The organism is Dictyoglomus sp. NZ13-RE01, assembly GCA_002878375.1.
In the GTDB taxonomy this organism is placed as follows: Bacteria; Dictyoglomota; Dictyoglomia; order Dictyoglomales; family Dictyoglomaceae; genus NZ13-RE01.
The window spans coordinates 65,731-92,087 of the sequence record NIRF01000004.1; the positions used below are offsets into that span (position 1 = coordinate 65,731).

23 protein-coding genes and 1 tRNA gene are annotated in these 26,357 nt (G+C 32.5%); 9 read left to right on the forward strand and 15 right to left on the reverse strand.

The window, feature by feature from the left end; genetic code table 11:
- Positions 1-86: 86 nt before the first annotated feature.
- On the forward strand, positions 87-716 hold the full coding sequence (nth, locus tag CBR30_04585; protein PMQ01689.1) for an endonuclease III: 630 nt from the start codon (positions 87-89) through the stop codon (positions 714-716).
- Positions 717-718: 2 nt separating this feature from the next.
- Positions 719-3,832 carry a GGDEF domain-containing protein gene (locus CBR30_04590; protein PMQ01690.1) on the forward strand — a complete coding sequence of 1,038 codons (3,114 nt, stop codon included), beginning with the start codon at positions 719-721 and terminating at the stop codon, positions 3,830-3,832.
- On the opposite strand, the gene CBR30_04595 is transcribed toward CBR30_04590, so the two are convergent.
- Both CBR30_04595 and CBR30_04600 read right to left on the reverse strand, forming a co-directional pair.
- Entirely contained in the window at positions 3,829-4,758 is a 930-nt protein-coding gene (locus CBR30_04595; protein ID PMQ01691.1) for a 1-phosphofructokinase, read from the reverse strand. The two genes, CBR30_04590 and CBR30_04595, sit on opposite strands and share 4 nt — an antisense overlap.
- Positions 4,755-5,786 carry a low-specificity L-threonine aldolase gene (locus CBR30_04600; protein PMQ01692.1) on the reverse strand — a complete coding sequence of 344 codons (1,032 nt, stop codon included), beginning with the start codon at positions 5,784-5,786 and terminating at the stop codon, positions 4,755-4,757. The genes CBR30_04595 and CBR30_04600 overlap by 4 nt, the downstream gene beginning before the upstream one ends.
- 49 nt (positions 5,787-5,835) lie before the next feature.
- Between CBR30_04600 and CBR30_04605 the strand changes: the two genes are divergently transcribed.
- Positions 5,836-6,420 (forward strand): hypothetical protein, encoded by a 585-nt coding sequence (locus CBR30_04605; protein PMQ01693.1) that lies wholly within the window; start codon positions 5,836-5,838, stop codon positions 6,418-6,420.
- Between the two features lie 8 nt (positions 6,421-6,428).
- Here the strand turns inward: CBR30_04605 and CBR30_04610 are convergent, their stop codons facing one another.
- The 7 genes from CBR30_04610 to CBR30_04640 form a co-directional block, all read right to left on the reverse strand.
- A complete protein-coding gene (locus CBR30_04610) occupies positions 6,429-8,246 on the reverse strand; it encodes a cell division protein FtsH (GenBank protein ID PMQ01694.1) in 1,818 nt (605 codons plus the stop codon).
- Positions 8,243-9,622, reverse strand: coding sequence for a tRNA lysidine(34) synthetase TilS (gene tilS, locus CBR30_04615; GenBank protein PMQ01695.1), 1,380 nt, complete (start codon positions 9,620-9,622; stop codon positions 8,243-8,245). The genes CBR30_04610 and tilS overlap by 4 nt, the downstream gene beginning before the upstream one ends.
- Positions 9,622-9,697: transfer RNA gene (locus CBR30_04620), tRNA-Met, on the reverse strand. The genes tilS and CBR30_04620 overlap by 1 nt, the downstream gene beginning before the upstream one ends.
- A gap of 58 nt (positions 9,698-9,755) precedes the next feature.
- Entirely contained in the window at positions 9,756-11,468 is a 1,713-nt protein-coding gene (locus tag CBR30_04625) for a ribulokinase (GenBank protein PMQ01696.1), read from the reverse strand.
- 26 nt (positions 11,469-11,494) lie between these two features.
- Complete coding sequence (locus CBR30_04630) at positions 11,495-12,349, reverse strand: sugar ABC transporter permease (protein PMQ01697.1); 855 nt, start codon at positions 12,347-12,349, stop codon at positions 11,495-11,497.
- Positions 12,350-12,360: 11 nt separating this feature from the next.
- Positions 12,361-13,239 carry a sugar ABC transporter permease gene (locus CBR30_04635; protein PMQ01750.1) on the reverse strand — a complete coding sequence of 293 codons (879 nt, stop codon included), beginning with the start codon at positions 13,237-13,239 and terminating at the stop codon, positions 12,361-12,363.
- A 56-nt stretch (positions 13,240-13,295) separates the two neighbouring features.
- Positions 13,296-14,636, reverse strand: a complete 1,341-nt coding sequence (locus CBR30_04640; GenBank protein ID PMQ01698.1) for a sugar ABC transporter substrate-binding protein — start codon at positions 14,634-14,636, stop codon at positions 13,296-13,298.
- 189 nt (positions 14,637-14,825) lie between these two features.
- Here CBR30_04640 and CBR30_04645 point away from each other — a divergent pair, with 189 nt between their 5' ends.
- Positions 14,826-15,842, forward strand: a complete 1,017-nt coding sequence (locus tag CBR30_04645) for a LacI family transcriptional regulator (GenBank protein PMQ01699.1) — start codon at positions 14,826-14,828, stop codon at positions 15,840-15,842.
- 13 nt (positions 15,843-15,855) lie between these two features.
- Positions 15,856-16,248, forward strand: coding sequence for a hypothetical protein (locus CBR30_04650; protein ID PMQ01700.1), 393 nt, complete (start codon positions 15,856-15,858; stop codon positions 16,246-16,248).
- A 61-nt stretch (positions 16,249-16,309) separates the two neighbouring features.
- Here CBR30_04650 and CBR30_04655 read toward each other — a convergent pair whose 3' ends face one another.
- From CBR30_04655 to CBR30_04665, 3 genes are all read right to left on the reverse strand, one after another.
- Complete coding sequence (locus tag CBR30_04655) at positions 16,310-16,591, reverse strand: RNA-binding protein (protein PMQ01751.1); 282 nt, start codon at positions 16,589-16,591, stop codon at positions 16,310-16,312.
- 77 nt (positions 16,592-16,668) lie between these two features.
- Positions 16,669-18,021 carry an MFS transporter gene (locus tag CBR30_04660; protein PMQ01701.1) on the reverse strand — a complete coding sequence of 451 codons (1,353 nt, stop codon included), beginning with the start codon at positions 18,019-18,021 and terminating at the stop codon, positions 16,669-16,671.
- Positions 18,022-18,042: 21 nt separating this feature from the next.
- Positions 18,043-18,882, reverse strand: coding sequence for a xylose isomerase (locus tag CBR30_04665; GenBank protein PMQ01702.1), 840 nt, complete (start codon positions 18,880-18,882; stop codon positions 18,043-18,045).
- A 74-nt stretch (positions 18,883-18,956) separates the two neighbouring features.
- Between CBR30_04665 and CBR30_04670 the strand changes: the two genes are divergently transcribed.
- The 4 genes from CBR30_04670 to CBR30_04685 are packed head-to-tail and all read left to right on the forward strand — an operon-like array spanning position 18,957 to position 21,271.
- Positions 18,957-19,142: a hypothetical protein gene (locus CBR30_04670; protein ID PMQ01703.1), complete on the forward strand. Its 186-nt coding sequence runs from the start codon at positions 18,957-18,959 to the stop codon at positions 19,140-19,142.
- Between the two features lie 16 nt (positions 19,143-19,158).
- Positions 19,159-19,428: a hypothetical protein gene (locus tag CBR30_04675; protein PMQ01704.1), complete on the forward strand. Its 270-nt coding sequence runs from the start codon at positions 19,159-19,161 to the stop codon at positions 19,426-19,428.
- Between the two features lie 14 nt (positions 19,429-19,442).
- Positions 19,443-20,276, forward strand: coding sequence for a peptidase M55 (locus tag CBR30_04680; GenBank protein ID PMQ01705.1), 834 nt, complete (start codon positions 19,443-19,445; stop codon positions 20,274-20,276).
- On the forward strand, positions 20,276-21,271 hold the full coding sequence (locus CBR30_04685) for a hypothetical protein (GenBank protein PMQ01706.1): 996 nt from the start codon (positions 20,276-20,278) through the stop codon (positions 21,269-21,271). Before CBR30_04680 ends, CBR30_04685 begins: the two co-directional genes overlap by 1 nt.
- Here CBR30_04685 and CBR30_04690 read toward each other — a convergent pair.
- The 3 genes from CBR30_04690 to CBR30_04700 are packed head-to-tail and all read right to left on the reverse strand — an operon-like array spanning position 21,249 to position 26,354.
- On the reverse strand, positions 21,249-21,776 hold the full coding sequence (locus CBR30_04690) for a BioY family transporter (GenBank protein PMQ01707.1): 528 nt from the start codon (positions 21,774-21,776) through the stop codon (positions 21,249-21,251). The two genes, CBR30_04685 and CBR30_04690, sit on opposite strands and share 23 nt — an antisense overlap.
- A complete protein-coding gene (argH, locus tag CBR30_04695) occupies positions 21,773-23,209 on the reverse strand; it encodes an argininosuccinate lyase (GenBank protein PMQ01708.1) in 1,437 nt (478 codons plus the stop codon). Before argH ends, CBR30_04690 begins: the two co-directional genes overlap by 4 nt.
- Positions 23,169-26,354, reverse strand: coding sequence for a carbamoyl phosphate synthase large subunit (locus CBR30_04700; protein ID PMQ01709.1), 3,186 nt, complete (start codon positions 26,352-26,354; stop codon positions 23,169-23,171). Before CBR30_04700 ends, argH begins: the two co-directional genes overlap by 41 nt.
- Positions 26,355-26,357 lie beyond the last annotated feature (3 nt).

The window sequence follows — 26,357 nt, forward strand, 5'->3', positions numbered from 1 at the left end:
TCCATATGCAAGGTATTATACCATAACTCTTTTAGAATTCTAATATTTGTTATATACTTCAATAGGAAAAATTTAGGGGGACTCCTATGGAAAGAGAAGAAAGAGTGAGAGAGGTTTTAAAAAGATTGAAAAAATTATACATCCCCAAAACTGCTTTAAATTTTTCAAACCCCTGGGAACTTTTAGTTGCAACAATCTTATCCGCACAGACCACTGATGAAAGAGTAAATATGGTAACAAAAGATCTCTTTAAGAAGTATAAAAGTATAAAAGATTACGCAGAAGCCCCCTTAGAGGAGTTACAAGAAGACATAAAATCTATAAATTACTATAGAACAAAAGCCAAAAATATTAAAGCCTGTGCAGAAATAATATTAGTAAAATATGGAGGAAAAGTCCCTGATAAAATGGATGAGTTGTTGAAATTGCCAGGAGTTGCGAGAAAAACTGCAAATGTTGTACTGACTGCAGGGTATGGGAAAAATGAGGGAATTATAATAGATACTCATGTTCACAGACTTTCTCATCGTTTAGGTTTATCCAATGAGAAGAACAGAGAAAAATTAGAATTTGATCTAATGAAAATAGTTCCAAGAGAAGAATGGGGTAATTTTTCTTTTCTCCTTATCGATCATGGTAGGGCTATCTGCAAGACAAAAAAGCCCTTATGTGAGGAGTGTATATTAAACGATATTTGTCCCTCTGCAATTAAGTAATTATGCTAAACATTGATGAAATAATAAATAGATACAGTATAACATATATAGATATACCGTCAGGATCTGGAAGAACTCATCAGATCCAGCATCTATTTTCCAAATATAGTAATATTTCATTATATACTTATTACAGCTCTTATAGAACACCAATTGGTGAATTTTTATTTACTCTTTTAAATCTTTCAGATAAAAAGAAATTATTTGAAGAAAAAGGGAAATATATTGGACCTATTCTTAGAAACTACATACATCCAAAATTTTTCAGCTTATTGGAAGTTTACGAACCCTCCCCCTCTTTAGATTTAGAGGAGGAAATTTATAAGTTGGTTCAAATAATAGACCTACTTCTTCATGATAAGCCTATAAAATATTGGTTTATAGACGATTGGTTACTATACTTGGATTATAACAGATTTTTTGAAATTCTTATTCCTCAAATTTCAGAAAAGTTTAATATACACTTTGTCATTACAGGAGAAAACTTACCAAAATTCAACAATATGTATACCCTACAAAAAGAAAAACCTATTGATGTAAAAGAGGTAAGTAATTACTTTAATATAGATTATAAATCAGCAGAAAAATTAATTAATCTGGGACAATCAAACTGGAATAATATGAAACTTATTTATAAAAACAAATTTAAGAGCTTGGAGAATATTGTAAAAGAAAAATTAGAAACATTAAATGATGAAGAAAAGAAAGCCCTTTACTCTTTAACATTAATTGGGAAAACTTTTTCCGGGACCACTATAAAGGCAGTTAAGGAACTCTATGGACCATTAGTGTTTTTCAAAAACTTTATAAAATTAGGTTTATTGAGATTTGAAAGACCAATGTGGAGATTCCCCTCTGATGATGTCTTAACAATAATTAATAGAGAGTTAAGTTCAATAAACACAAACAACGAACTCAATAAGAATCTCATTGACAAACTTATAAGCCTAAACTATTCTGACACATGGGGAAGAATAGCTACTTTAGCGGAAAGAATAGATGATAGAAGAAGGTGGCTATATTGTAAGATAAAAGAGTTCAGATCTGTACCTAATATTTATAAGAAGATTGAGATCTTAAAAGAAATTTTAGAAAAAGAGAAAACCAAAAAATTCTATATTAGAAAACTATTAAGATTATTGATAAATACTCAAAATTATCAAGAGGCATTAGAAATACTAAATAAAATTGAAGAGAAGACTTTATGGGAAAAAGCTCTCACTGTAAGATGTCTATCTTATCTTGGTGATTATGATTCTGCCAAAAAAATTATAGATGAGTTTAAAGAAAGACCAAAAACAGAGTACGATACTCCTGAAATTTTAGCCCATTTTGGTTCCTATTATTTCTTAAGAAAAGAAAGCAAGAAAGGGCTAAAAATTTTAGGATCCTATCTGGAAGATATTACAAATACTATAACCTCACCCTCTTATATATCAAATTATTTAAATAGCCTTGCTCTAATGAATGCTTTAGAGAGGAAAGTTATAGATGCTGTATATTTCTTAAATTTTGCTCTCCCTTATGCAAACAAATCCCAAAATAAGTTAGTCCTTTTTAAAATCCTAAATAATTTAGGAGACTTAGAAAGATATGTTAATGGACCAAGGAATGCCCTAAAATACTCCTTAGATGCCTTCGAAATTTCTAAATCTCTTTCAAAGGAATACATACTAATTAGCTTAGAAAATCTTGTAAACACCTTATCCCAATTCTACTTATGGGATGATGTTTCAAATCTTATTCGGCAATTAAAAGCTCTATTAAAGGAAGTAAAAATTGAATATTACTACTATTTAGGTTTAAGAAGAATAGCACTAATTTATTTATTTTGTCGTAGATTCGAAGAGGTAAAGGAATTACTACCCCTTCTTGAAGAAATTGAGAAATTCCCAGAAAGTAAGGTTTTGATAAATTTAATAAAAGGCTTCTTAGGAGAAAACAATATTGAGAACTTAGAGGAAGATATATTGAAAACAAAAGAGGATCAACTAATAACTCTATATTTAAGTCTATTGATAGAGAGGGGATTTTCATCTAAAAAGATTGTATATGAGTACCATTCAGAATTACCCTTTTATAATTTTCTTAAGAATCTTATCCTCTTAGAAGATATTTATTCTTCCTTCTCTTATATAGACTTTATGCAGGAAAGATGGGAATATTTAGATGCTCTAAATTCTTACATAACTTTAACAGAGTACATAAAAAATATAGGGATGAAAAACTCAGAAAATCTTCTAAAAACATTATATTTCGAGATAGTAGGAATAAGTGATCTATTAGGCTTAAAACATATCAAAGAAAAATATATACGTAACGTAAGTGAAGAATTTTCCTCCCTTCATACACCTATAAAAATTATAGAAAATTATTTAGTTCCTGCCATAATAAACTCTCAAAATGAATCACAAGCCATAACTATAATTCATAGAGCTTTTCTTCCTTTTTCTCAAAATATATTAGTAAGAATTAAAATAGGAGAAAAAATCTTAGAAGAAGGTAACAAATTTCTAAGAGAGTCCGCTCTAAAAATTTATTACCATAAGTTCCCCTTTAGTATATATTTATATTCAAAGGATCTTATAGATAGCTCTATAATACTACTTTTAAGGAATATTCTTAATGCTTTTATTGTTTTTTGGGAAAGAAGATATGGCATTTATGATCCCCTAACAGAGCTCTACAATAGATCCTATGGACAGAAGAAAATTGAAGAAGCTTATTATGAATATACCAGAGGAGAAAAGCCTTTTAGTATAGTCTTCATAGACATTGACTCCTTTAAGAAAATTAATGATAACTTGGGACATATATATGGAGATTTCATTTTGAAAGAAATATCAAGGATAATAAAAAGAAATATAAGACAAAATGATATTGCAGTAAGATGGGGAGGAGATGAATTCCTGCTCTTACTAAAACGTACAAATTATGAAGATGCCGAAAAAGTCATTGATAGAATTAGTAAAGAACTGAATAGAATTTCTAATCAAGAAATAAATATTAGTTATGGAATAGAGACTATGTCTCCTGAAATTAAAAACTGTGAAGAATTAATAAAGAATGCAGATTTAAAGATGTACTCTAATAAATATAAGAGGCTTTCTAATTAAATTTTTTTAATCTCCACATCATTTATAAGCTCATAAATTAATTCTGTATCATTTTCTTCTAATTCTAATTTTTTAAGCTTTACATAAGCTGTAGCTGTTGCCAATCTTAAAGCATATAAAGGATCTTTTTCTCTTTTAAAACCTACTAAGAAACCTGCCAAAAATGCATCTCCTGCCCCCCAGTTGTAACCTTTAAGAGGAGTCATTTTAGCCCAAAAAACTCCCTCATCAAAGCTCAAAATAGCCCCTCTTTCCCCTAAGGATATCAATGCGTATTTTATTCCCATTTTATTGAAATATTCTCCTGCCTTAATTAAATTTTTTCTGCTATTTAAGGAGTACCCCAAAAGCTCTTCTGCTTCCTCCTGATTTGGCTTTATAATATCTGGAGTAGACTTTAAAGCAAGCTCAAGAGCTTTCCCTCTCGCGTCTAAAACTCTAATTGCTTTATATTCTTTAGACATTTCCATAAGATCAAAGTAGATATTTTCAGAGATCGAAGGAGGAATACTACCCGATAAAACTACAATTTGTGATCTTTCTACCAGACTACAGAATTTTTCTTTTAGCTCCAAAAGGTTATTATCGTCTATTTTAGGACCTCTACCATTAATTACAGTCATAGGTCTGTTATTATTTGTTTCAACTATACCAACAGCAAATCTAACACTTCCATTAATTTTTACAAATTCATAGGGAATATTTCTTTTACTTAGTTCCTCTTCCAATATTCTTCCCGTCATTCCTCCAGAAAATCCCAGTATAAAGGTCTCCTCATTAAATATTCTTAAAACTCTTGAGATATTTATCCCTTTTCCTCCAGGAATTACCAGCTCTCTTTCAGACCTATGAACTTTTCCTAAGGAAAGTTCAGTCAGAAAAAGATGTAAATCCAAACTAGGATTTAAAGTAACTGTTAAGATCATAACATTTCTCCAACAACTTTTTCTATTATTTCTATAGCATCATCAATATCCTTTGTAGAAATATCTTTATGGGTAACAAAACGCAGAGTGTTTTCATCAAAACTCGTAGCTAATAAACCATAATTTTTAAATTTTTCTAAATACTCTTGAGCTTTGATATTATTCTTTATTCTCACCTTCAAAATATTTGTATCTGGTTCCTCTATCTCAAAGATAGGTATGTTTTTCAAATAATTATAAAGCTTTTTAGCGTTCTGATGATCTTCTATCAATCTATCAATCATCTTATCTAAAGCAATTAGTCCACAAATTGCAACAATCCCCGCCTGTCTTAACCCCCCACCTAATCTTTGTCTTTTTCTTCTTGCCTCCTCTATGAATTCCTTTGAACCTACTAATAAAGAGCCCATTGGACAAGAAAGTCCCTTTGAAAGACAAAACATTACAGAATCTGCATACTTTGCAATCTCCCTTGCAGGTACTCCTAATGCTATACTTGCATTAAATATCCTTGCCCCATCCAGATGAATAGGGATGTTATATTCTCTGCTTAACTCATATACTTCTCTCATATATTCAAGGGGTAAAACTTTCCCCCCAGCTCTATTATGAGTATTCTCAAGTACAATTAAACTTGTTTTAGGGAAAACTCTTCCTAAAGGTCTTATAGCTTTTTTAATATTCTCTATTGGCATGATACCATTCTCACCTATTATAGGAAAGGATTGTACCCCTGCATTAGCAGAAATACCACCAGCCTCATAATAAAAAACATGGGACTCCGCCTCTAAGATAATTTCCTCGCCTGGCTTTGTCCAAGTTAATATTGCAGTTTGATTTCCCATAGTTCCAGATACAACAAATAAACCTGCTTCCTTTCCCAGAAGTTCTGCTGCCTTTCTCTCTAACTGGTTTACTGTAGGATCCTCTCCATAACCATCATCGCCCACCTCAGCGTATAACATAGCTTTCCTCATCTCTTCTGTAGGTTTTGTTACAGTGTCACTCCTTAAATCTATATACCTCATTTTTAACCTCCATCTTTAAATTTAATACTGTTGATATTATAATTAATATATGCTTAATAATGTAGATGATATTTTAAGAAAAGCGGACGATTATAAGCTTCAAGGAAAGCTTTTTAAAGCTATTAGCTTATATGAGAAACTTCTTCAAGAGCTAACAGACTTTGAACTTTCTCAATGGATTAGAATTACATTAGCAGACCTTTATGTATGGGTAAAAAACTTTGAAAAGTCTATCGAACTTCTTAATGAGACTATTGCCTTAGAACCTGATAATTCTTTATATTATTATTTGCTTGCCTTTACTTATCTTAGTGCAGGTAGTTACGAATTATCAAAAAAATATTTTAATAAAGCCATAGAATTAAACCCTGAGAATCCTGAATACCTAAGAGGACTTGCATGGAGTGAATACTTAGCAGGTAATCTTGAAATAGCAGAAAATTTATTAAGAAAGGTTTTAGAAATGGATGCAGAGAATACCGCAGCTATTGATAATCTCATTGAGGTCTTTATTAAAGAGGGAAAATTAAAAGAAGCAGAGGAGCAAATCAAAAGATTCAGAAACTTAGATCCTAAAGATTGGCAAATCTTCCAAAGAGTTCAACAATTGAAAGAAAGAAGGGAGAGTTTATAAACTCTCCCCTAAGAAACAATTTCTTCCTTTTTAAACTCCTTTAAAAACTTATCTATTTCTTCTCCTTCCAAGGTCTCCTTTTCAATGAGCATCTTAGAAAGAGCTCTAAGCTCCTCCTCATGAGATTTCAAAATATTCATAGCCTTATTATAGGCAGAATCTACAATTTTTTTGATTTCTTCATCAATAATCTTTGCAGTGTCTTCACTAAAATTCCTAATTTGCATTAGATCTTTTCCAAGAAATACTTCTGAATGCTGATCCCCTAAAGAAAGATTCTTCAATCTCTCACTCATTCCAAAATCACAAACCATTTTACGTGCAATTTCCATAGCTCTCTTAAGATCATCTGCTGCTCCTGATGTGGGTTGTCCAAAAATTAGCTCCTCTGCAGCTCTTCCCCCAAGCAAAACTGTAATTTCTGCTTCTAACTCTTCCTTAGTTAATAAATATCTGTCTTCTTCTGGCACCTGTAATGTATATCCTAACGCAAGTCCTCTTGGTATAATTGTAACCTTTTGCACAGGATTTGCTTTAGGCAAAAGCTTTGCCACTAATGCATGCCCTAATTCATGAAAAGCTACAATTTCTTTCTCACTACTTCTTATAATTCTACTTCTCTTTTCAGGTCCTGCAATTACCTTTTCAATTGCTTCCTCAAAATCCTGCATAGTTATCTCTTTTCTATTTCTCCTTGCAGCTAAAATAGCAGCTTCATTTACCAGATTAGCCAAGTCCGCTCCTACAAAACCAGGAGTATTCTTAGCTAAAATGTCAATGTTAACATCACTTGCTATAGGCTTTCCTCTCATATGAACTTCTAAAATTTTCTTTCTCCCTTCTAAATCTGGTCTATCCACTACTACTCTTCTGTCAAATCTTCCAGGTCTAAGTAATGCAGGGTCTAAAATGTCAGGTCTATTAGTTGCAGCAATCACTATCACATTTGTATTTTCATCAAAACCATCCATTTCTACCAATAATTGATTTAAGGTTTGCTCCCTTTCATCATGTCCACCACCAAGACCTGCTCCTCTATGTCTTCCCACTGCATCTAACTCATCTATAAAAACTATGGATGGACTTAACTTTTTAGCCTGGTTAAACAAATCTCTTACTCTTGCTGCACCAACACCCACAAACATCTCTACAAACTCTGAACCACTAATAGATAAAAATGGAACATTAGCTTCTCCGGCTACTGCTCTTGCAAGTAGAGTCTTCCCTGTACCTGGAGGACCTACCAATAATACTCCCTTTGGTATCCTTGCACCTAACCTTCTAAACTTTTGAGGATTTTTTAAGAACTCTACTACTTCTTTTAGTTCTTCTTTTGCCTCATCTGCTCCTGCCACATCTGCAAAAGTAACCTTTGGTTTATTATCTAAGAAGATTCTTGCCCTACTTCTACCGAAGGAAAATGCCTGATTATTGCTTCCTTGAAGTTGTCGCAATAAAAACCACATAAAGAAAAAGAAAAACAGATATGGTCCAAAACCCAGCAGTAAATTTATCCATAAAGGAGTACTCTCTGGGGGCTTTACCTCAATTTCTACATCATGAGCAACCATTTTTTCTATTATATTAGAATCCTGAATAGGTAAAGTAGTTGTAAACTTAGTTCCATCCTTAAATACACCTTCAATTTGACGATCATTTATAGTAACCTTTGCTACTTCGCCTCTCTCAACACTCCTAAGAAAAGCAGAATAATTTATCTCTATTTGCCCCTTATTGGTACTTAAAGGTGGGTTTATAAAGGTATAAATTAATATTATAATTAAAAGTAGAAAAATTAATCTTTGCATAATATTTTTTAACCTCAATTCTTAACCTCCTTTTCTACTTTGATAGATAACACTTTTTTTGTATTTTCATCGATTTTTGCCACATCACTTCTTGCAAGTCCCACTATCCATAAAAGCTCACCATCCCCAAATACTAAAGGGATAGAATCCCTCTTATATTTTGGTATCTTTTTATCCACAAAGAAATCCTGTAACTTTTTACTTTTTCCCTCCAATCCAAAGGGCTTAAATCTATCTCCCTTTTTCCAATTTCTAATTATTAGTTTATCCAGTTTTATTTTATCATAATCAAAATATACATGAAATGGATTATCAAATTTTATATTTTTGACGGTATCCACGTTAAAAACTTCCGCAATAATAACATCTCCATTTGGAAGCCTCACTCTTCCTGGTATTTCCAAGGTGAAATAAAAATCGGTTGATACCTCTTCCCTTTTTATAATTAACCTATCTGTTTTATAAATCTCTATAATATCAAACTTTCCAATATATCCATGTTTTTTCATATCTATAGATTCTATTATCTTTATCTGAGCCTCAATTGAAAACTCCTTTCCTAAATCACTTAGTATATGATTTAAAACCCTAAGTCTTATTGGAAAGTCTATTTCATCCCAAAGAGGTAAATCAATCTCAAAAGCATCTTCTGTTCTCCTAATTTTTTCTAAATAAGTATGAGAAATTTTTTCTAAATACTTATCCTCCTCTTCTGCTATTTTCTTCTGAGTTATTAAACTATTAGGAAATTGATTAGATATATCTTTTAGAAATGGAATTAACTGCCATCTAACAATATTTCGTAGGGTAATTGGAAGTAAATTTGTAAAATCGTCATAATATTTTATATTATTCCTTTGACAATATTCTAAAATTTCAGCTTTAGAGGTATTCAAAAGAGGTCTTATAATCTTCCCCCTTCTTACTGGAATTCCAACAAGTCCTCTTAAACCTAATCCCCTCAGAAAATTCATAATAATTGATTCAATCACATCATCCAATGTATGTCCTAAAGCAATCTTATCTATATTTTTCTCCTCTGCCAAATTTTCTATCAATTTATATCTTTCGTCTCTCAAATCTTTTTCTTTAAAAGATCTCTTTTTGATCTCTAAGATATATAAAGGAACCCTTTTTTCTTCCGCAAATCTCTTTATATTTTCTTTTTCAATATAAGTATCACTTCTAACAAAATGCTCCACATATACAAGATTAAGGGAAAGATTTAAAATTGGGGAGATATTATAAAGAATTTGTGTCAATGCAAAGGAATCACTTCCACCTGAAATTCCAATAAGGACGCTATCCCCAGGTTCTAAGAGATTTTCCTTTTTAACAAACTCTAAAACTTCTTTTTCTAATTTATCTAAATTATTTATTTCTTTCACTGGCATGGTGGCGGTGCAGGGATTCGAACCCTGGACACCACGGTTATGAACCGTGTGCTCTAACCGCTGAGCTACACCGCCTGCTTTTTGTGTATTATAACATAAAATTATTTATTAACACAAGTTAGAGCATATAAAACTACTTCTCTCCTCTCACCTCATCCCTTATCTTAATTAGCTCCTTCATTACATGATATAAATTATAGTTTGCATTCTTAGTTCCAAAAATATCATGTAACTCCTTATATAACTTATACAATCTATTATAGATTTCATGATTTTTGCTGTCTGGTTTATAAACTTCAGGTTTAGTTCCACACATAGCTTCTTGAGCCTCTTCTACTTTACTATATCCTCCTTTATCTTTACCTGCAGAAACTGCCCCAAAAATAGCAGCCCCAAGAGCAGGTGTTTGTGAAGATCGTGATATTTTAATATTCCTTCCTAATACATCAGCATATATTTGCATGACAAAAGGATTTTTTTCTGCTATTCCTCCGCAAGCTATTATCTCATTTACTTTCACTCCATATTCTTCAAATCTTTCCATTATTACCCTTGCTCCAAAGGCTGTAGCTTCCACTAAAGCTCTATAAATTTCTTCGGGTTTTGTATGTAAAGTTTGTCCAATAAGAAGCCCCGTAAGTTTTGCATCGACCAAAACAGTTCTATTACCATTATTCCAATCTAAAGCCAAAAGTCCGCTTTCCCCAGGCTTTAATTTTCTTGCCTTTTCAGTAAATATATAATGAGCATCCTTTTTATCGGTAAGTTCTCCATAATAATCGATAGGGGTAAAGTATTTCACAAACCAATTAAATATATCCCCCACTGCAGATTGCCCAGCTTCCAAACCAAAGTAACCCGGCACAATAGAACCATCAACTATTCCACAAAGTCCAGGAATATCTGGTAAATTTTCACTATTAGGCACTATCATCATATCACATGTGGATGTTCCAATGACTTTTACTAAAATACCTGGCTTTATTCCAGCTCCTACAGCCCCCATATGGGCATCAAAAGCTCCCACACTAACCACCACATCAGTAGGTAAATTAAATTTTTTCGCATAATAAGGGGATATATTTCCAAAGGGTGTATCCGCAGTATAAGCAGTATCATATAACCTATCCCTTAATTCTGCCAACTTTGGATCAAGTTCCCTTAGAAAATCTTTACTCGGTAATCCTCCCCATTCTTTGTTAAACATTGCCTTATGACCCGCAGCACAGATACTCCTCTTAATATCCTCAGGTCTCTGTTTTCCAGTAAGTACTGCTGGCACAAAATCAGCAAGCTCTACCCAGCTATAAGCAGAATCAAATACTTTTGGATCTACCCTTAAACAATGCAAAATCTTAGAGAAAAACCATTCTGAAGAATAAACACCCCCATATTTCTTTAAATAGGGCTCATTTCTTCTCCTGGCAAGTTCTGTTATTTCTTCAGCCTCTTCATGGCTGGAGTGGTCTTTCCAAAGCCATGCCATAGCATTTAAATTATCTTTAAATTCCTCATGAAAAGCTAATGGTACTCCTTCTCTATCTACTGGAATTGGAGTACTTCCTGTAGTATCAATTCCTATTCCAATAACATCCTTTCTATTGAAACCCTTTACTTTCCTTTCAGCATCTTTTAAAGCTTCTTCTATGGATACTTCTAATCCTTTAATGTAGTCTGCAGGATGTTGTCTTGCAACATTAGGATTTTTAGGATCTAATAAGATACCTTCTTCTCCATTCTCATAATTAAAAACATAAGTCCCTACCTCTTCACCTGTAGAAATATCAACAACTAATGCTCTTACTGAATTTGTCCCATAATCCAATCCAATAGCATATTTAGGCATGTTAGCACCTCCGTAAATTATAATTTTTAATATTTTACTGCGCCAAAAGTTAATCCTTTAAGTAAATATCTTTGCATTGTAAAAGAAAATACTATTACAGGAATCATAGTAACCAAGCCAGCAGCAGCTAAAGGTCCCCAAGCTATTCTAAAACCAGTAATATATCTTCCTAAGAAAATAGGCAATGTTTGAGATCTTGGACTGCTGGTAAGTATTAACGCAATTAGAAATTCCCCCCAACTCATTATAAAAGCTAATGTTGCCATAGCAGCAATACCAGGGGCACTTAATGGCAATATAAGGTATAAAAAAGTTTTCCAAATAGAAGCTCCATCAATATATGCTGCTTCATCCAATTCTTTTGGTATTCCATTGAAAAATGATATAAGAACCCAAGTACTAAAAGGAATAGTAAATACTAAGTGCATCAATATGACTGCCCACCAGGTATCTAATAACTTCAGATTTCGAAAAAGAATATAAATAGGTAAAACTGTAGAAATTGGTGGTAACATCCTTATTGATACAATCCACGAGGCAAGCCTTCTGCCCCCAGTCTTAAATCTTGCAATAGAATAAGCAGCAGAAGCGGATATTATAGTACAAAACAGAGAAGTAAATAAAGCAATTATCAAACTATTTTTTAAATAAGGAACAATATTTTCTATGGAAGAGCTCAAACTTCCCTCAAATCCTCTTGCTTGTCCAGTAAAGTTTTCTAACGTTAAAGATCTTGGTATTAAAACAGGTGGCCAAGAGAACCAATCTTGAGAATGTTTAAATGCAGTTGTTACTAACCAATAAACAGGGAAAAGAAAGAAGAATAGAATAATTATTAATAGAATCCACTTTAAAAAAGAGATAATAATCTTTCTCAACATAAATCTTCCTCCTAAAGTTCTAATAATTCCCATAGACGCATAGTTCTAATTAATATAGTAGTTAAGATAGTAATTACTACCAAAAGTAGTACACTTAAAGCTGAACCATATCCTACATCCCATCCAAAAGAAACACTCACTTTGTAAATATAAAAACTTATACTATGGGTAGCATAACCTGGTCCTCCAAAAGTTGTCATATAAACTATATCAAATAGTTTCAAGATATCTACAAGTCTAAGAATAATAAGAATCCAAAACAATGGTTTTAACATTGGAAACTCTATATGTCTCAAGATCATCCATCTATTTGCCCCATCAACTTTTCCTGCTTCTATTAAGTCTTGAGGAATCGTTTGAATTCCCGCATATAATACCAGGAATATAAAAGGAGTCCATTGCCATATATCCATTATTATAACAGCTACTTTAGAATAAAAAGAACTTCCTAACCAAGGAATTTTATCAATATTTAATAAACTTAGAAAATAATTAACAGGACCATATTCTACATTAAATAGCATTTTCCACATAACTCCTGCTACAACTGCAGGAACCATCATAGGTATTAACAGTACACTTCTTACAAATTTTTCTCCTATAAGATTCTGAATAAATATTGCTATAAAGGTTCCTAATAAAATTTCAATAGGTAATGCCACTAAAACCAAAGTTATGGTAAAACTCAATGATGACTTTACACCTTGATCTTTGAATACATTTATATAATTCTCAAGCCCAATGAAATAAGGAGGTTTCCATTCTAACAAATTATAATGATGAAATGACATAAAAAGCATGTATAAAAAGGGAAAAATCGTAAGAAAAACGAAGAAAAGAATTAAAGGAAGAACCATTAATATGGCAGATTTTTTAATTGTTTTTTCCAAAGCTAAACCCCCTTTAAAAGAATATAAGAGGGGGGAATTACTCCCCCCTTGCTTACCTATTTTTTCAAGATCTTCATCCACTCATCTGCTATCTTATTTAGCTCTTCCACTGTATTTGGTCTTTCACCAAGAAGAATCTGTGAAAATGCTCCTACAGTTATATCTTCAAGTTTAGGCTCTTCAGGTATTCTGGGGCGATGGGATTGTGTCTTTATAGTCTCTAAGAATACACTAACTCTTGGATCAGCCTTTCTAACTTCTGGATCCCTTACAGTAGAAAGTCTTGAAGGTGCAACTCCAAATTTCATGAACTTAATTTTATCATTTTCTTTGTTTGTTGCAAACTGTATGAATAGGAAAGCTTCTCTCTTATTTTTACTTGCTATATTTAAGCCTAAAGCCCAATTTCCACTCACAGATCTTCCACTTGGCATCATTGCTACTCCAACCTTTTTATCAAATGGTTGCAGGGCTGGTGCAACCTTAAAGTTTGCCCAAACTCCTGTCCATTGAGGCACCATAGCCACTGTTCCTTTTGCAAAGTATTCCAATGTCTCTCCATAATCTGAGCCCAAAGGATCAGGAGAATATGGCATTAGAGCTTTCATCATTTCTAAGGCTTTTACCCCTTCAGGAGAATTAAATGCAGGCTTTTTGTCAGCTGTAAAGTAATCTCCATAATCTAAATCTACTTCTCCCCACTTTTTAATTCCTTCAGGACTTCTTCTATATGGTGCAAAGAAAAGTAAATACATGTAGAATAAAGTGTGGGTTCTTGGGAACATCAAAGCAATTCCATAATCTGTAGGAGAATTAGGGTTAAACTTCTTTGTGAAGAATTTTGCTACATCAATAGTTTCCTCCCATGTAGTTGGAACTTTTAAAGTCTTCCCTGTCATTGCCTTAAATTGTGCTTTAAGCTTTGCATCATTAAATAAGTCTTTACGATAATAGAATAACATAGTATTGCAGTAGAAAGGAATTCCAATATTCTTTCCTGCCCATATTCCTGCTATGTGCCAAATGGTAGGATCAAAATCTTTTGGATCCCATTTAGGATCTACTAAATCAGGATTTTGCTTTCTAAATTCTTCTAAATCTACAAATCCAGGAGCTACTGCACCAGCAGTCATTACATCCCAAGTTGCCACATCAAAAGCTCCAGTCTTAGTAGCTACATCCGCCAGCATCCTTGGATAAAGTACTTCCCATGAAATTGGTGTTACCTGAACCTTAATATTAGGGTATTTTTGCATGAATCTATTTGCTATATCAGTTAAAGCATCCGCATTATCAGGTGAAGACCAAACATTTAATACAACCTCTTTTTGTGCTTGAAGGTTTGGACCAAGAATAAATATTAAGACAAACATTAAGAAAACTAAATACTTCCTCATGGTATTTACCCCCTATTTAAGATTTTTTGAGGCTTAAGGAAGAAGATTAAAGGAGAAATCACCTCCCTTTACTAAAAACTTTACTAAGGATTTTAACACGAATAAATTGAATTGTCAATAAATATTGTCAATTTTGAAAAAATAAGTTATAATTACACTAATTAAAAATTTTACTTAATGGAGAGGGCGATGAGAAAGGAGAAATCAAAATTTGAGAGAAAAGTAACTTTAAAAGATATTGCAAGAGAAGCAGGAGTATCTATATCTGCTGTCTCTTTTGCTCTCAATAATAAAGGAGCATTAAATCCTAAAACAAAATCTAAAATTTTAAGGATTGCACAAGAATTAGGTTACAAACCAGAGAGAGAAGTAAAAAAAACTTATACTATTGGGCTTGTAATTAGTGATGTAACAAACCCCTTTTATCCCGCCGTTATAAGGGGAGTAGAGAGTGTTATATTAAAACATGGATATAGTTTATTCTTATGTAATACTGATTACGATCCTGATTTAGGTTGTACTTCCGTGAAAAGATTCATTGATAGGCATGTAGATGGAGTTATTATTATGACAAACAGATTAGATGATTCTGTGATAGATCTGTTAAAACTCCATGAGATCCCTGTGGTTGTATTTGATCGAAATGTTGAAGGATTAGATGTTAGTGCACTATTAGTTGATTTCCAATCTGGTATATCTGAGGCGGTAACCCACCTTGTTAATTTGGGTCATACTGATATTGCAATAATAACAGGTCCTCTTGACTTAGAAACTGCTCAAGCAAGACTCAGAGCCTTTAAAATAGCATTAAGCAAATATGGGCTTGAGCTTAGAAAAGATAGGATATTCGAAGGTGATTTTAAGATGAAAAGTGGAGAAGATGCAATGAAGAAAATCCTCCAATTAGATCCAAGACCCACAGCAGTTTTTGCCTCTAATGATATGATGGCAATAGGTGCATTAAGAGAGGCAATAAACCAAGGTGTAAGAGTTCCCAAGGATATATCAATTGTTGGATTAGATGATATAATTATTGCTTCCTATGTTAATCCTCCTCTTACAACTGTTGTGTTTCCACAACACGAAGTGGGAAGTAAAGCTGCAGAATTATTACTTCGCCTAATGGAAAAGGGCGAAAAAATGGTGAGCTATATTCATACTTACTTGGTAGTTAGAGGTTCTACAGGTCCTGTAAATAAATTATAATAAGGAGAAGATTATGGAAGTAAAAGGAAGACCTGCTACTTGCTGGCTTGGTTTACCATCAGATTTGTTAATAGGCGAAAGCACAATAGAGCTTTTACCTGATAGGATTATTGAAAAAAGAAAAGTGTTTTTTGAGGAAAGAGAAACAGTTCTTTTTCTTTCTGAAATTGAGGGGGTAGAAATCACTCAAAAAGGAGACAAAATTTTTTCTTTCTTATTTCTTGCTTTTTTAATGGCAAGAATCTTTTCTTTAAGTTTAATCTCGCTATTCATTTACTTACTTTGGAGACCTAATTTTCTAATTATTCATGGAAAGAGTCTTCAAATAGCACTATCAATACCATCCAAAAATTTAGAACCCTATAAAAAATTTATTGAAGAGTTAATAAAGAGTAAACAAAAATAAAAGCCATGAGCTTATTTCATCTCATGGCTTTTATCTTCTTTTAAGATTTTAAGGTTTTAATTTAAAATCTGTGGAAATTATTTCTTACTGGACGATCCTTCTTGGGCTTAGCCTCAGAAACCACAATCTTTCTCCCATTAAATTCTACTCCGTTATAAGTATTAATGAGTTTTTGGGCAGTTTCTTCAGAGGTTTCTACAAAAGCAAATCCCTTTGAGCGTCCAGTGTTTCTGTCTGTAATCAATCTTACACTTTCTACTACGCCCTCCTTACTAAAAAGTTGCTGCAGATCCTCTTCTGTGGTCTGCCAAGAAAGGTTCCCTACATACAGTGTCTTAGACAATTTTTTGTACCTCCGTACTCTTAAAATTTTTCTTAGAAAACCTAAGACTTGATAGTATAGCATAAAAAAATTTTTTGTCAAAACTTTTTTATTTTTCTCAAAACATCCTCTTTAAGATTAGATAAAGACTGAGCTCTCTCTTCCTCTATCTTGGGTAAAAAGAACCTTGAAGATATAAACCTTAATATTGCAGATAATATAAAGACGTAATGATAGCTTACCAAAGAGATATTGAGATGAGTATTCAAAATATTGTTCAAAAAAGGAGCAACATCTTCAATAATATATCCGCCTAAAATATAGGCTAAAGCATTTCCAAATATGGCAACAAAAAAATTCAATACCGCTATATAAAAGGACCTGTTTTCATCTGGAGATAGATTTAAGGCTAAATTGTTATAACCTAAATCTATACCTGGCCAGAAAATACCAGCTAAAATTTGAATAATAATAACAATGAATAAATAATTATTTGGAGTTGTCAATAGCCATAAAAGAGGGAGAAAAGAAACAACAGAGCTACTTATTAAAAGAACAGGTTTATTTCCAAACTTATCTATAATTCTTCCCCATATCCTTACGAAGGATATGGTAGTTAAGTTACTAATTAACTGCACATAAAGAGCTATTTCAAAAAAACTCATCTTTAGATATTTAAGCATATATATATTAAAAAAGGGTCCTGCTAAGTTTAAAGCAAAATTCCAAATTATAGCAAACATAAGAAACTTGGAAAATTTGGGATGACTTAAAGCCTTTTTAAATAGTTCTTTTATATTGCCTTCAAAATCTAAATTGCTCTTCATAGGAGGATCGTAAACATTTAAGAAGCACAGAATATCAAGAATACCAAAGATCGATGCTAAGAGAAAGACAATAGAAAAACCTTTTATACCAGGCACCAAATCCAAGAATTTTCCTATGATAAGACCACTGGTAAAAGAAACAATCGTTGCCAACATACTCCTATGACTAAAAAATCTTCCCCTTATCTCAATAGGAACTAAATCCCCCATCCATGACATAAAAGAGACGTTTAAAAAAGCTCCACCTATAGAACTAACAATTAAGAAAAAGACAATAACATAGAATAAGAGGCTCTTATTAGGTATGAGGAGGGGAAGTATGGCTATAAATATCCAAGGAACTCTATTAATAAAGCCACTCAATAGAAAAATTTTTTTCCTTTTTTGATACCTTTCTAAAACTAATGATGCTATAAGCTGAATGGCTCCACCAAGAACAGGCAAGGCTAACATTATTGCATAGAGAAGATCTCCAAAACCAAGTTCTTTTGCCAATCCTGCTATAGGAGCACCAACTGTAGTATTAAAGAATACTATTCCAAAGCAGACTCCTAAAATTACAAAATTAAGACTCCGCCTTAGTTCTTTATCTGTTACAAAATCAGTACTTAAAAATCTTCTCATGGAAAGAAATTATATCACATATTAAAAAACTTGTTCTAATATTTCCTTCGTCTTTGTAAATAAAAGAATAGATAAATCCTTAGCTGGTAACTTTTCATATTCTAATCTCTTAATCTCTGGAACTATATAGTTATTGAAACCACCCTCCTTAATCTGGGATAATATACTTACTAATGGTATGACCCCATCTCCAGGAAGAACTTGGTTCGTTTCTTTCAAATAATACTTTGGAATATTCTCAGCATCCTTTAAATGGATAAACATAATTTTGGAAAGATCTTTATCCCTGAATACATCCATCTCTTCATTAGAAACATAAAAGTGAAAAGTATCCAGAAGAAAAGTAAGATTTGGAATTTCTTTATAGAGCTTCCAAGCTTTACCAAAAGTATTTATTAAAGAGAATGCATCAATTCTTAATGTTAAAAGCATATTTTCGGGAAGTAAATTTAATATTTTTTTGATATTTTCTGCAAAAGTAGAGACAGACAGATTAAAACTTAGCCATTCAGGTTTTTTACCTGGATTTATTAAAAGGTATGGAATATTCAATTTTTCACTTAAGGAGATGAGATCTTTCCAATCTTCCTCATTAAACTTTTCTACCTCTAATCTTCTATTATGATTTATTAATATAGGATTGATATTGGCTTTTTCTAAATTTTCTTTTAAAGCGGAGATGCTTTTATTTTTTAAGTAACTATTTATCTTTTCCTCTGTAAGCTCTATAAACTTGCAATACTGTTTTGCAAGTTCTAATTCCTCCTCTATAGATAGAGAAGAAAAAGTAAAGCTACTCCATACAAGTTCCATATTTCCCTCCATATTTGAGTTTTTTATAACTAACTTAAATTTTAGCACAAACTTGCTTGAAAAAATAAACTATGTTAAACTTATCCGAGTAAAAAATAAAGAAGGAGGTAAGAGAAGAAAAAATGAGAAAACCAGAAGAAATAAGACAATTAATTCAAGAATTGAGTGATTACAGACATTCTAAATTATTAGATAGCTTTGGTCCAGAGTATATCAGAAGAGAAGTAGCTCAAAAACTAATATTTATTTTGAGATGGGTGTTAGAAGATTCATCAGTCAATATCAATTTGAAAAAAGAAAAAGAGTAATTTAAGGAGGGTTTCCTTGGGAAATAGATCAAATAAGTTTGATTGGGAAGAGAAATTAATATCTCTATATTATTCTGCTTTAGAAGAATATATAGAGGAAATATCTATATCTCCTAAGTTGAAGGAAGATTTAGAGTTTGAAGAATTAGACAATAATGACCTACTAATTTTAGCAGAATTTTTAGCAACATTAACAAAAGTCTTTCTAAAACAGCAAGGCTGGCTAAGGAACATAGAAGAAGATCAGTGGGATTTCCTATTTCCTCCATCTCAATATCTCCAATAGGGAGGTAACAAAAATTGAAAGTTTTTGTCTCTGTAGATATGGAGGGATGTAGTGGTATTTCTTCTACAGAGTATGTCATATCAGGAAAGGAGCTATACGAAGAAGGCAAAAAGTTAATGCTTCATGATACATTAGCTGTTGTTCAAAAAGCTATAGACTTAGGGGTAGATGAAGTTATAGTTAACGATTCTCACGCCAATATGACAAATTTATTAGTTAGTCAGTTTCCAGAGAAAGCAAGAGTTATAATCGGCTCTCCTAAACCTTTAAGTATGCTTGAGGGCATTGAGGGCTGTGATATTGCTTTCTTTGTAGGATATCACAGCCCTGTAGGTTCTCTTAATGCAATAATGGATCATACATATTCCGGAGCTTCTGTTTATAATATAAAGGTTAATGACATTCCTGCTAGTGAGATCTTAATCAATGCACTCGTAGCAGGTTATTTCAATGTTCCTGTCGCTCTTGTAAGTGGCGACGACAAAACCGTTAAACATGCCAGTAATCTACTAAAAAATGTAGTAACAGTAGAAGTAAAAAAGGCTTTGAGTAGAACTTCCGCTATTTGTTTACCCTTATCAGAGACAAAAGCTCTACTTCAAAAGGGAGTAGAGGAAGCCATTAATCTTTATAGAGAAAACAAAGATTATTTTAAACCTTTTAAATTGAATCCTCCTTATAAATTTGAAATAGAGTTTGTAAACAGTCAAATGGCAGATGCTGTCTCTATTCATCCCGATGTAAAAAGATTAGATGGAAGAAGGGTTACTTTTCAGAGAAATGATTTATTAGAAGCATACAATCTATTTAGAATACTATTAATAATAGCAAGAAATGGTATATTCTAATGAGTAAAGATATAGAAAGAAAATTAATTGCCATATTAGAAATCCTTAACTCTTCCTCTATTCCTATTGGGGCTACATATATATCAAATAAGCTCCAAGAAAAAGGCATTTATTTAAGTGAGAGGGGGGTAAGGTACCATTTAAAAATAATGGATGAGAGAGGACTTACCAAGGTTATAGGAAAAGAAGGAAGAGTCATCACTGAAAAAGGTAAAGAAGAATTAAAAAATGCATTAATCTCTGATAAGATTGGTTTTATTAACAGTAAAATTTCCACATTAGCTTTTCAAACCACAATCGATATAAGCAATGGAAAGGGTAATGTAATCTTAAACATATCTTATATTCCAAAGGCAAAACTAAAAAAAGCATTAAGTATAATGAAAGAGGTTTTTGACAAGGGATATGGGATTAGTGATAGAATAGCAATATTTGACAAAGAGGAAGAGGAAATATTTCCAGGAATAATAGTACCAGAGAAAAAGGTAATTATCGGAACAGTATGTAGTGTAACTTTACATGGTATTTTAATTAAACATGGAATTCCAGTAGAAGCAAAATTTGCTGGAATATTAGAGATTGCGGATAATGAGCCCAAAAGATTCTTAGAGATTATAACTTATGAGGGAACTACTTTAGACCCGTTAGAAATATTTATAAGAAGTAAAATGACTTCAATACTATCCGCTGTCAAAACGGGAAATGGTAAAATATTAGCAACTTTAAGAGAAATACCTTCCATTGCTACAGAAAAGGTAGAGGAAATTATAAATAAAATAAGGGAAATTGGCTTTCAAGGGACAATATTTTTAGGAAAACCAAGCCAAGAAACCTTAGGAATCCCTATTCCTTTAGGAAAAGTTGGTTTAGTTATTGCAGGTGGACTAAATCCCTTATCTGCTGTGGAAGAAGCTGGAATACCTGCTGAAAATAGAGCTATGGGAATAATATATGACTATTCTAAATTAACCTCTATAAAAGACTTTCTTTCCTAAATCTATCTAAGTACTTAGAGACCAATAAAGCCAGAATACCTTTTAATATATCTAAAGGTAAGAAAGGTAAAACCCCTAAGATTAAAGCCTTTTTATAGCTAATTTTCAAGAAAAACATTAACCAAATACTCCCTAAAAGATATATAATCAACAATCCCAAAATAATCCAAAAAAGCTTATAAATTTCTTTTCCCTTATTAGTAAAGATGGAAATAACAGGAGAAGATATTAGAAATCCCCAAAGATATCCTCCTGTAGCCCCAAATAAAACACTTATTCCACCCCTTCCTCCAGCAAAAACAGGAAAACCAATGGCTCCTAATAAAAGATAACCTAAGATTATTAGAAAACTTTCCCATGGTTTAAATAACATAGAGATAAGAAATAAGAAAAAAACCTGTAAAGTAAAAGGCACATTAGTAAATGGGAGAGGTAAACTAAGATAACTTCCAATGATCATTAAAGATATACTTATAGCGAAAAAAGTAATCTTTTTAGTTCTCATAAATACTCAAGAAGGACTTCCAATCTTGGAAGTTTATTTTCTATATCCTTCCATATCTTTTCTTTTTCCTTTAAATAATCCTCTTTCCTTTGGATAATCTTTTTATTGATCTCAGGGTTTGGACTTCCGATTGTTTTCTTAGAATAAATACTAAATTCTGGTGAAAAAATCCTCTTCACATCCTCTTCAAAATACAAAGAAAATTGTCTCCATTCTTCAAGACTTAAATCTCTAAAATCTTTATTATTCTTCTCACAATACTTGACAATACTTCCTACGATTTTATGGGCTTCCCTAAAGGGTACCCCCTTCATAACTAAATATTCAGCCACATCTGTAGAGAAAAGAAAGGGATTATTAGCAAGCTGAAACATTCTTTCTTTGTTAAAACGTAAGTTAGGAAGAAACTCCGTCCATACCTTCAAAGCTATTTTGATTTGATCTAAAGCATCAAAAAAACTCTCTTTATCTTCTTGCAAATCCCCATTATAGCTTAAAGGTAATGCTTTAATAGTAGTCATGAGCCAAAAGAGGTCTCCTAATAGCCTTCCTGTTTTTCCCCTTGTATGTTCACAAAGATCTGGGTTTCTTTTATGAGGAAGTAAACTACTTCCAGTAGAGAAAGCCTCTGGTAGCTCTACAAAAGAAAATTCCTTACTTGACCAGAGTATTATTTCCTCTGCTAACCGTGATAAATGCAAATATGTTAATGCTATAAAGAATAAAAATCCTAAAACAAAATCTCTATCCGAGACTGCATCGAGACTATTCTCAGCTATTTTCGAAAAAGAGAGCAAATTTGCAGTATATTCTCTATCTAAAGGAATATTACTTCCAGCAAGGGCACCACATCCAAGAGGCATGACATCTATTTCTTTAAATACAGCTTCTAATCTTTCCAAATCTCTGTAAAACATTTCAAAATATGCTAAAAAATAATGCCCTAATGTAACTACCTGAGCATGCTGTAAATGAGTGTAACCAGGCATTACTAAATCTATATTAACTCTTGAAAGATTCAGGAGTTCTTTAAGTAACATAATTAATAGTCTTGCCACTTCACAGGACTGTTCTCTTAGATAAAGTCTCATATCGAGTGCTACTTGATCATTTCTACTTCTTCCTGTATGAATCTTCTTCCCTAAATCTCCTATAAGTTCTGTTAGATTTTCCTCCATAAAAGTATGTATATCTTCCGATCCACCTATTTTCCCTTCATCTTCTAATAAACTACCATATAGTTTTAAGATAGCTTCCTTAAGTCTTTTCCCTTCTTCTTCAGTAATAATTCCAGATTTCTTTAGGTTTAATAAATGTGCTACAGTCCCTAAAAGATCTACTTTCCATAATCTACGATCAAAAGGCAAAGAATAGGAGAAAATTTTAAAATTTTCATTTAATGGTTGTTCCCAACGACTCTCCCAAAGTGCCATAAGATAGCTCCTCTTCAAAGTAATCTTGAATGGCTCTATACTCAATTTCTCCATCTAATCGCTTTATCATTTCAAGTACAGCATAAAAGGTATCCTCAACCACAATACATGGAATTCCAAGGTCAAAGCAGGCTCTTCTCCAAGCTTTATCATCCTTTCCAATACTCACAACTAAATCAAATTTTTCATTCGTTAAGGTATGAAGTTCATCCTTTATTATTGGAATTGAAATAAATAGTTCGTCTTTAATATCACTTTCTATCATATACAACTTATAGCCTCTTTTTAGTAGTTCCTCCCAATCCGCATTAAAGTATGTAGTTACCAAAATTTTCCCACCGTTTAAGGGAATTTTTAAACCACTTGCTAACAGAGCTTTAAAAAGTGCTTTCTCCCATTTATAGTCAATTCCCATTACCTCACCTGTAGACCGCATTTCTGGACCTAATTCTATCTCTGCAGATTTAATTTTAGTAAATGAAAATACTGGTGCCTTAATAGCATAATGTTTAGGTGGTGGATACAGTCCGGGCTCTACATTAAAATCCTTTATTTTATAACCTAAAGAAATCTTCGTTGCCCATTTAACTAAAGGCAATTTCAAAGCTTTACTCAAAAAGGGAACAGTCCTTGATGCCCTTGGATTTGCTTCCAATACAAAAACATTTTCATTTCTATCTATTACAAACTGAATATTTAAAAGTCCTCTTACCTCTAATGCTAATGCTATTTTCTTAGAATAATCCACTATCTTCTCCTGTACTTCTTTTGACAAGGAGTATGGAGGAAAAACTGCAGTGCTATCTCCTGAATGAATTCCAGCCTTTTCTATATGCTCCATAATTCCAGGAATAAAAACCTCTTCACCATCACACAAAAGATCAACTTCTGCCTCTTTCCCTAATATAAACTGGTCCATCCAGAGAGGTAGAATAAGATCTCTCCTTTGAAAATAACTTTCTAATTCTTGAATGTTACTTATTATATGCATCGCTCTTCCACCCAAAACGTAAGAGGGTCTCAATAAAACTGGAAAACCTATTTCTTTTATAATATCCTTCGCTTCCTTCAAACTTCTAATATAAAATCCTTTTGGTCTTGGAATCTTCAACTTTTGTAAAACTTTATCAAATTTTTCCCTATCCTCCGCAAGATCTATACTTCTCTGAGATGTTCCTAATAGAAAGAAGCCTCTATTAACTAAGTTCTTTGATAAATTTATAGCGGTTTGACCTCCAAATTGGGAAAGAAAACCTAAAGGTTCTTCTTGAATCATTATATTTGTTATATCCTCAGTAGTTAGCGGTTCAAAGTATAGTCTATCGGATACATCAAAATCAGTACTTAATGTTTCTGGATTATTATTAATCATAACAGATATTAGACCTTCCTCTTTTATTGCTTTTACCGCTTGCACTGTACAATAATCAAATTCTATTCCCTGCCCAATCCTAATTGGACCACTTCCCAAAACTACAACAGACTTTTGCTTACTCTTTGTGATTTCATTTTCTTCTTCATAAGTAGAATAGTAATAGGGAGTTTGAGCAGAAAATTCTGCAGCACACGTATCTACAATTTTATATACTGGATAAATATTGTGTACTTTTCTATACTTATAAATCTCATCTTTGGTAGCCTTTAAGATACAAGATAAATCATAATCTCCGAAACCTAAACTTTTCAAATATCTTAATTCTTTTGGTGTAATATCCATTAAACTTTTTCCTTTGTATTTTTCTGCAATTTTAATAAGATTAAAGAGTTTACTCAAAAAGAACAAATCAATTTTTGAAAGATTGTGAACCTCTTCTACAGAAAGTCCCCTTTTAAAGGCTTCAGAAATTATAAAAAGTCTTCTATCATCAGGTTTGGCTAAATAATATCTTATCTCTTCTAAGGTTAAATAGGAAAATTTATCAGAAAAAAGTCCCAATTCAGTATCTAAGGAGCGAATAGCTTTAAGCAACGCTTCCTCAAAGGTTCTACCTAAAGCCATCACCTCTCCTGTAGCTTGCATCTGGGTGCCCAATGTTCTGTCATTGACCCTAAATTTTTCAAATCCCCATCTTGGAATCTTCACTACAACATAATCCAAAGCTGGTTCAAAAGCAGCATAAGTTTCATTAGTTACTGGATTTTTTATCTCATCTAAGGTTAAGCCAATTGCTATTTTAGCTGTAATACGAGCAATAGGAAAACCCGTTGCCTTTGATGCTAAAGCACTGGACCTACTTACCCTTGGGTTTACCTCTATAACATAATATTCAAGATTATTTGGATTTAAAGCAAACTGGATATTACAACCACCCTCAATCTTAAGAGCGGATATAATTTTTAAAGCGGAGCTTCTAAGCATCTGATATTCTCTATCATTAAGGGTTTGAGTAGGAGCAACCACAATACTATCTCCTGTATGAATTCCCATAGGATCAAAATTTTCCATAGAGCATATGGTTATTACACTTCCATTTGCATCTCTCATTACTTCAAATTCAATTTCCTTCCAACCTACTACACTTTTTTCTATTAAAGCCTGACTAACGGGACTTAAGTTAAGACTTCTTAATACAGTTTTCTCAAATTCCTCTGGGGTTTCAACTATTCCTCCACCTGTTCCTCCTAAGGTATAAGCAGGTCTTACAACTAAAGGAAAACCTATTTTTTCAACAGCAGACCATGCCTCTTCCAAATTACGAATTATTATACTTTCTAATACAGGTTCTCCTATTTCCTCCATCTTCTTCTTAAATAGTTCCCTATCTTCTGCAAAATTTATTGATTCTAACGATGCTCCTAATAAAGGAACTCCATATTTATTTAATGTGCCTTTTCTTGCAAGTTCCATTGCCAAGTTTAAACCTGTTTGTCCTCCAAGGGTAGCTATAATCCCATCAGGTTTTTCTTTCTCAATGATTTTTTCTAAAACCTCTACCGTTAATGGTTCTAAATAAATTCTATCCGCCATCTCCCAGTCGGTCATTATTGTTGCGGGGTTTGAATTTACCAATACAACTTCTATTCCTTCTTCTTTTAAGGCTTTACATGCTTGGGTCCCTGAATAGTCAAACTCTGCAGCCTGCCCTATTATTATAGGACCCGATCCTATAACTAAAACCTTATTTATTCCTTTTTTCTTAGGCATCAA

Bases quoted from the DNA above. Each gene is read 5' to 3' on its own strand.
- CBR30_04590 (PMQ01690.1), top strand. From the start codon at position 719: ATGCTAAACATTGATGAAATAATAAATAGATACAGTATAACATATATA.
- CBR30_04630 (PMQ01697.1), bottom strand. From the start codon at position 12,349: ATGTTGAGAAAGATTATTATCTCTTTTTTAAAGTGGATTCTATTAATA.
- CBR30_04700 (PMQ01709.1), bottom strand. From the start codon at position 26,354: ATGCCTAAGAAAAAAGGAATAAATAAGGTTTTAGTTATAGGATCGGGT.
- CBR30_04645 (PMQ01699.1), top strand. From the start codon at position 14,826: ATGAGAAAGGAGAAATCAAAATTTGAGAGAAAAGTAACTTTAAAAGAT.
- CBR30_04690 (PMQ01707.1), bottom strand. From the start codon at position 21,776: ATGAGAACTAAAAAGATTACTTTTTTCGCTATAAGTATATCTTTAATG.
- tilS (PMQ01695.1), bottom strand. From the start codon at position 9,622: ATGCCAGTGAAAGAAATAAATAATTTAGATAAATTAGAAAAAGAAGTT.
- CBR30_04650 (PMQ01700.1), top strand. From the start codon at position 15,856: ATGGAAGTAAAAGGAAGACCTGCTACTTGCTGGCTTGGTTTACCATCA.
- CBR30_04660 (PMQ01701.1), bottom strand. From the start codon at position 18,021: ATGAGAAGATTTTTAAGTACTGATTTTGTAACAGATAAAGAACTAAGG.
- CBR30_04670 (PMQ01703.1), top strand. From the start codon at position 18,957: ATGAGAAAACCAGAAGAAATAAGACAATTAATTCAAGAATTGAGTGAT.
- argH (PMQ01708.1), bottom strand. From the start codon at position 23,209: ATGGCACTTTGGGAGAGTCGTTGGGAACAACCATTAAATGAAAATTTT.
- CBR30_04685 (PMQ01706.1), top strand. From the start codon at position 20,276: ATGAGTAAAGATATAGAAAGAAAATTAATTGCCATATTAGAAATCCTT.
- CBR30_04640 (PMQ01698.1), bottom strand. From the start codon at position 14,636: ATGAGGAAGTATTTAGTTTTCTTAATGTTTGTCTTAATATTTATTCTT.
- nth (PMQ01689.1), top strand. From the start codon at position 87: ATGGAAAGAGAAGAAAGAGTGAGAGAGGTTTTAAAAAGATTGAAAAAA.
- CBR30_04605 (PMQ01693.1), top strand. From the start codon at position 5,836: ATGCTTAATAATGTAGATGATATTTTAAGAAAAGCGGACGATTATAAG.
- CBR30_04595 (PMQ01691.1), bottom strand. From the start codon at position 4,758: ATGATCTTAACAGTTACTTTAAATCCTAGTTTGGATTTACATCTTTTT.
- CBR30_04625 (PMQ01696.1), bottom strand. From the start codon at position 11,468: ATGCCTAAATATGCTATTGGATTGGATTATGGGACAAATTCAGTAAGA.
- CBR30_04600 (PMQ01692.1), bottom strand. From the start codon at position 5,786: ATGAGGTATATAGATTTAAGGAGTGACACTGTAACAAAACCTACAGAA.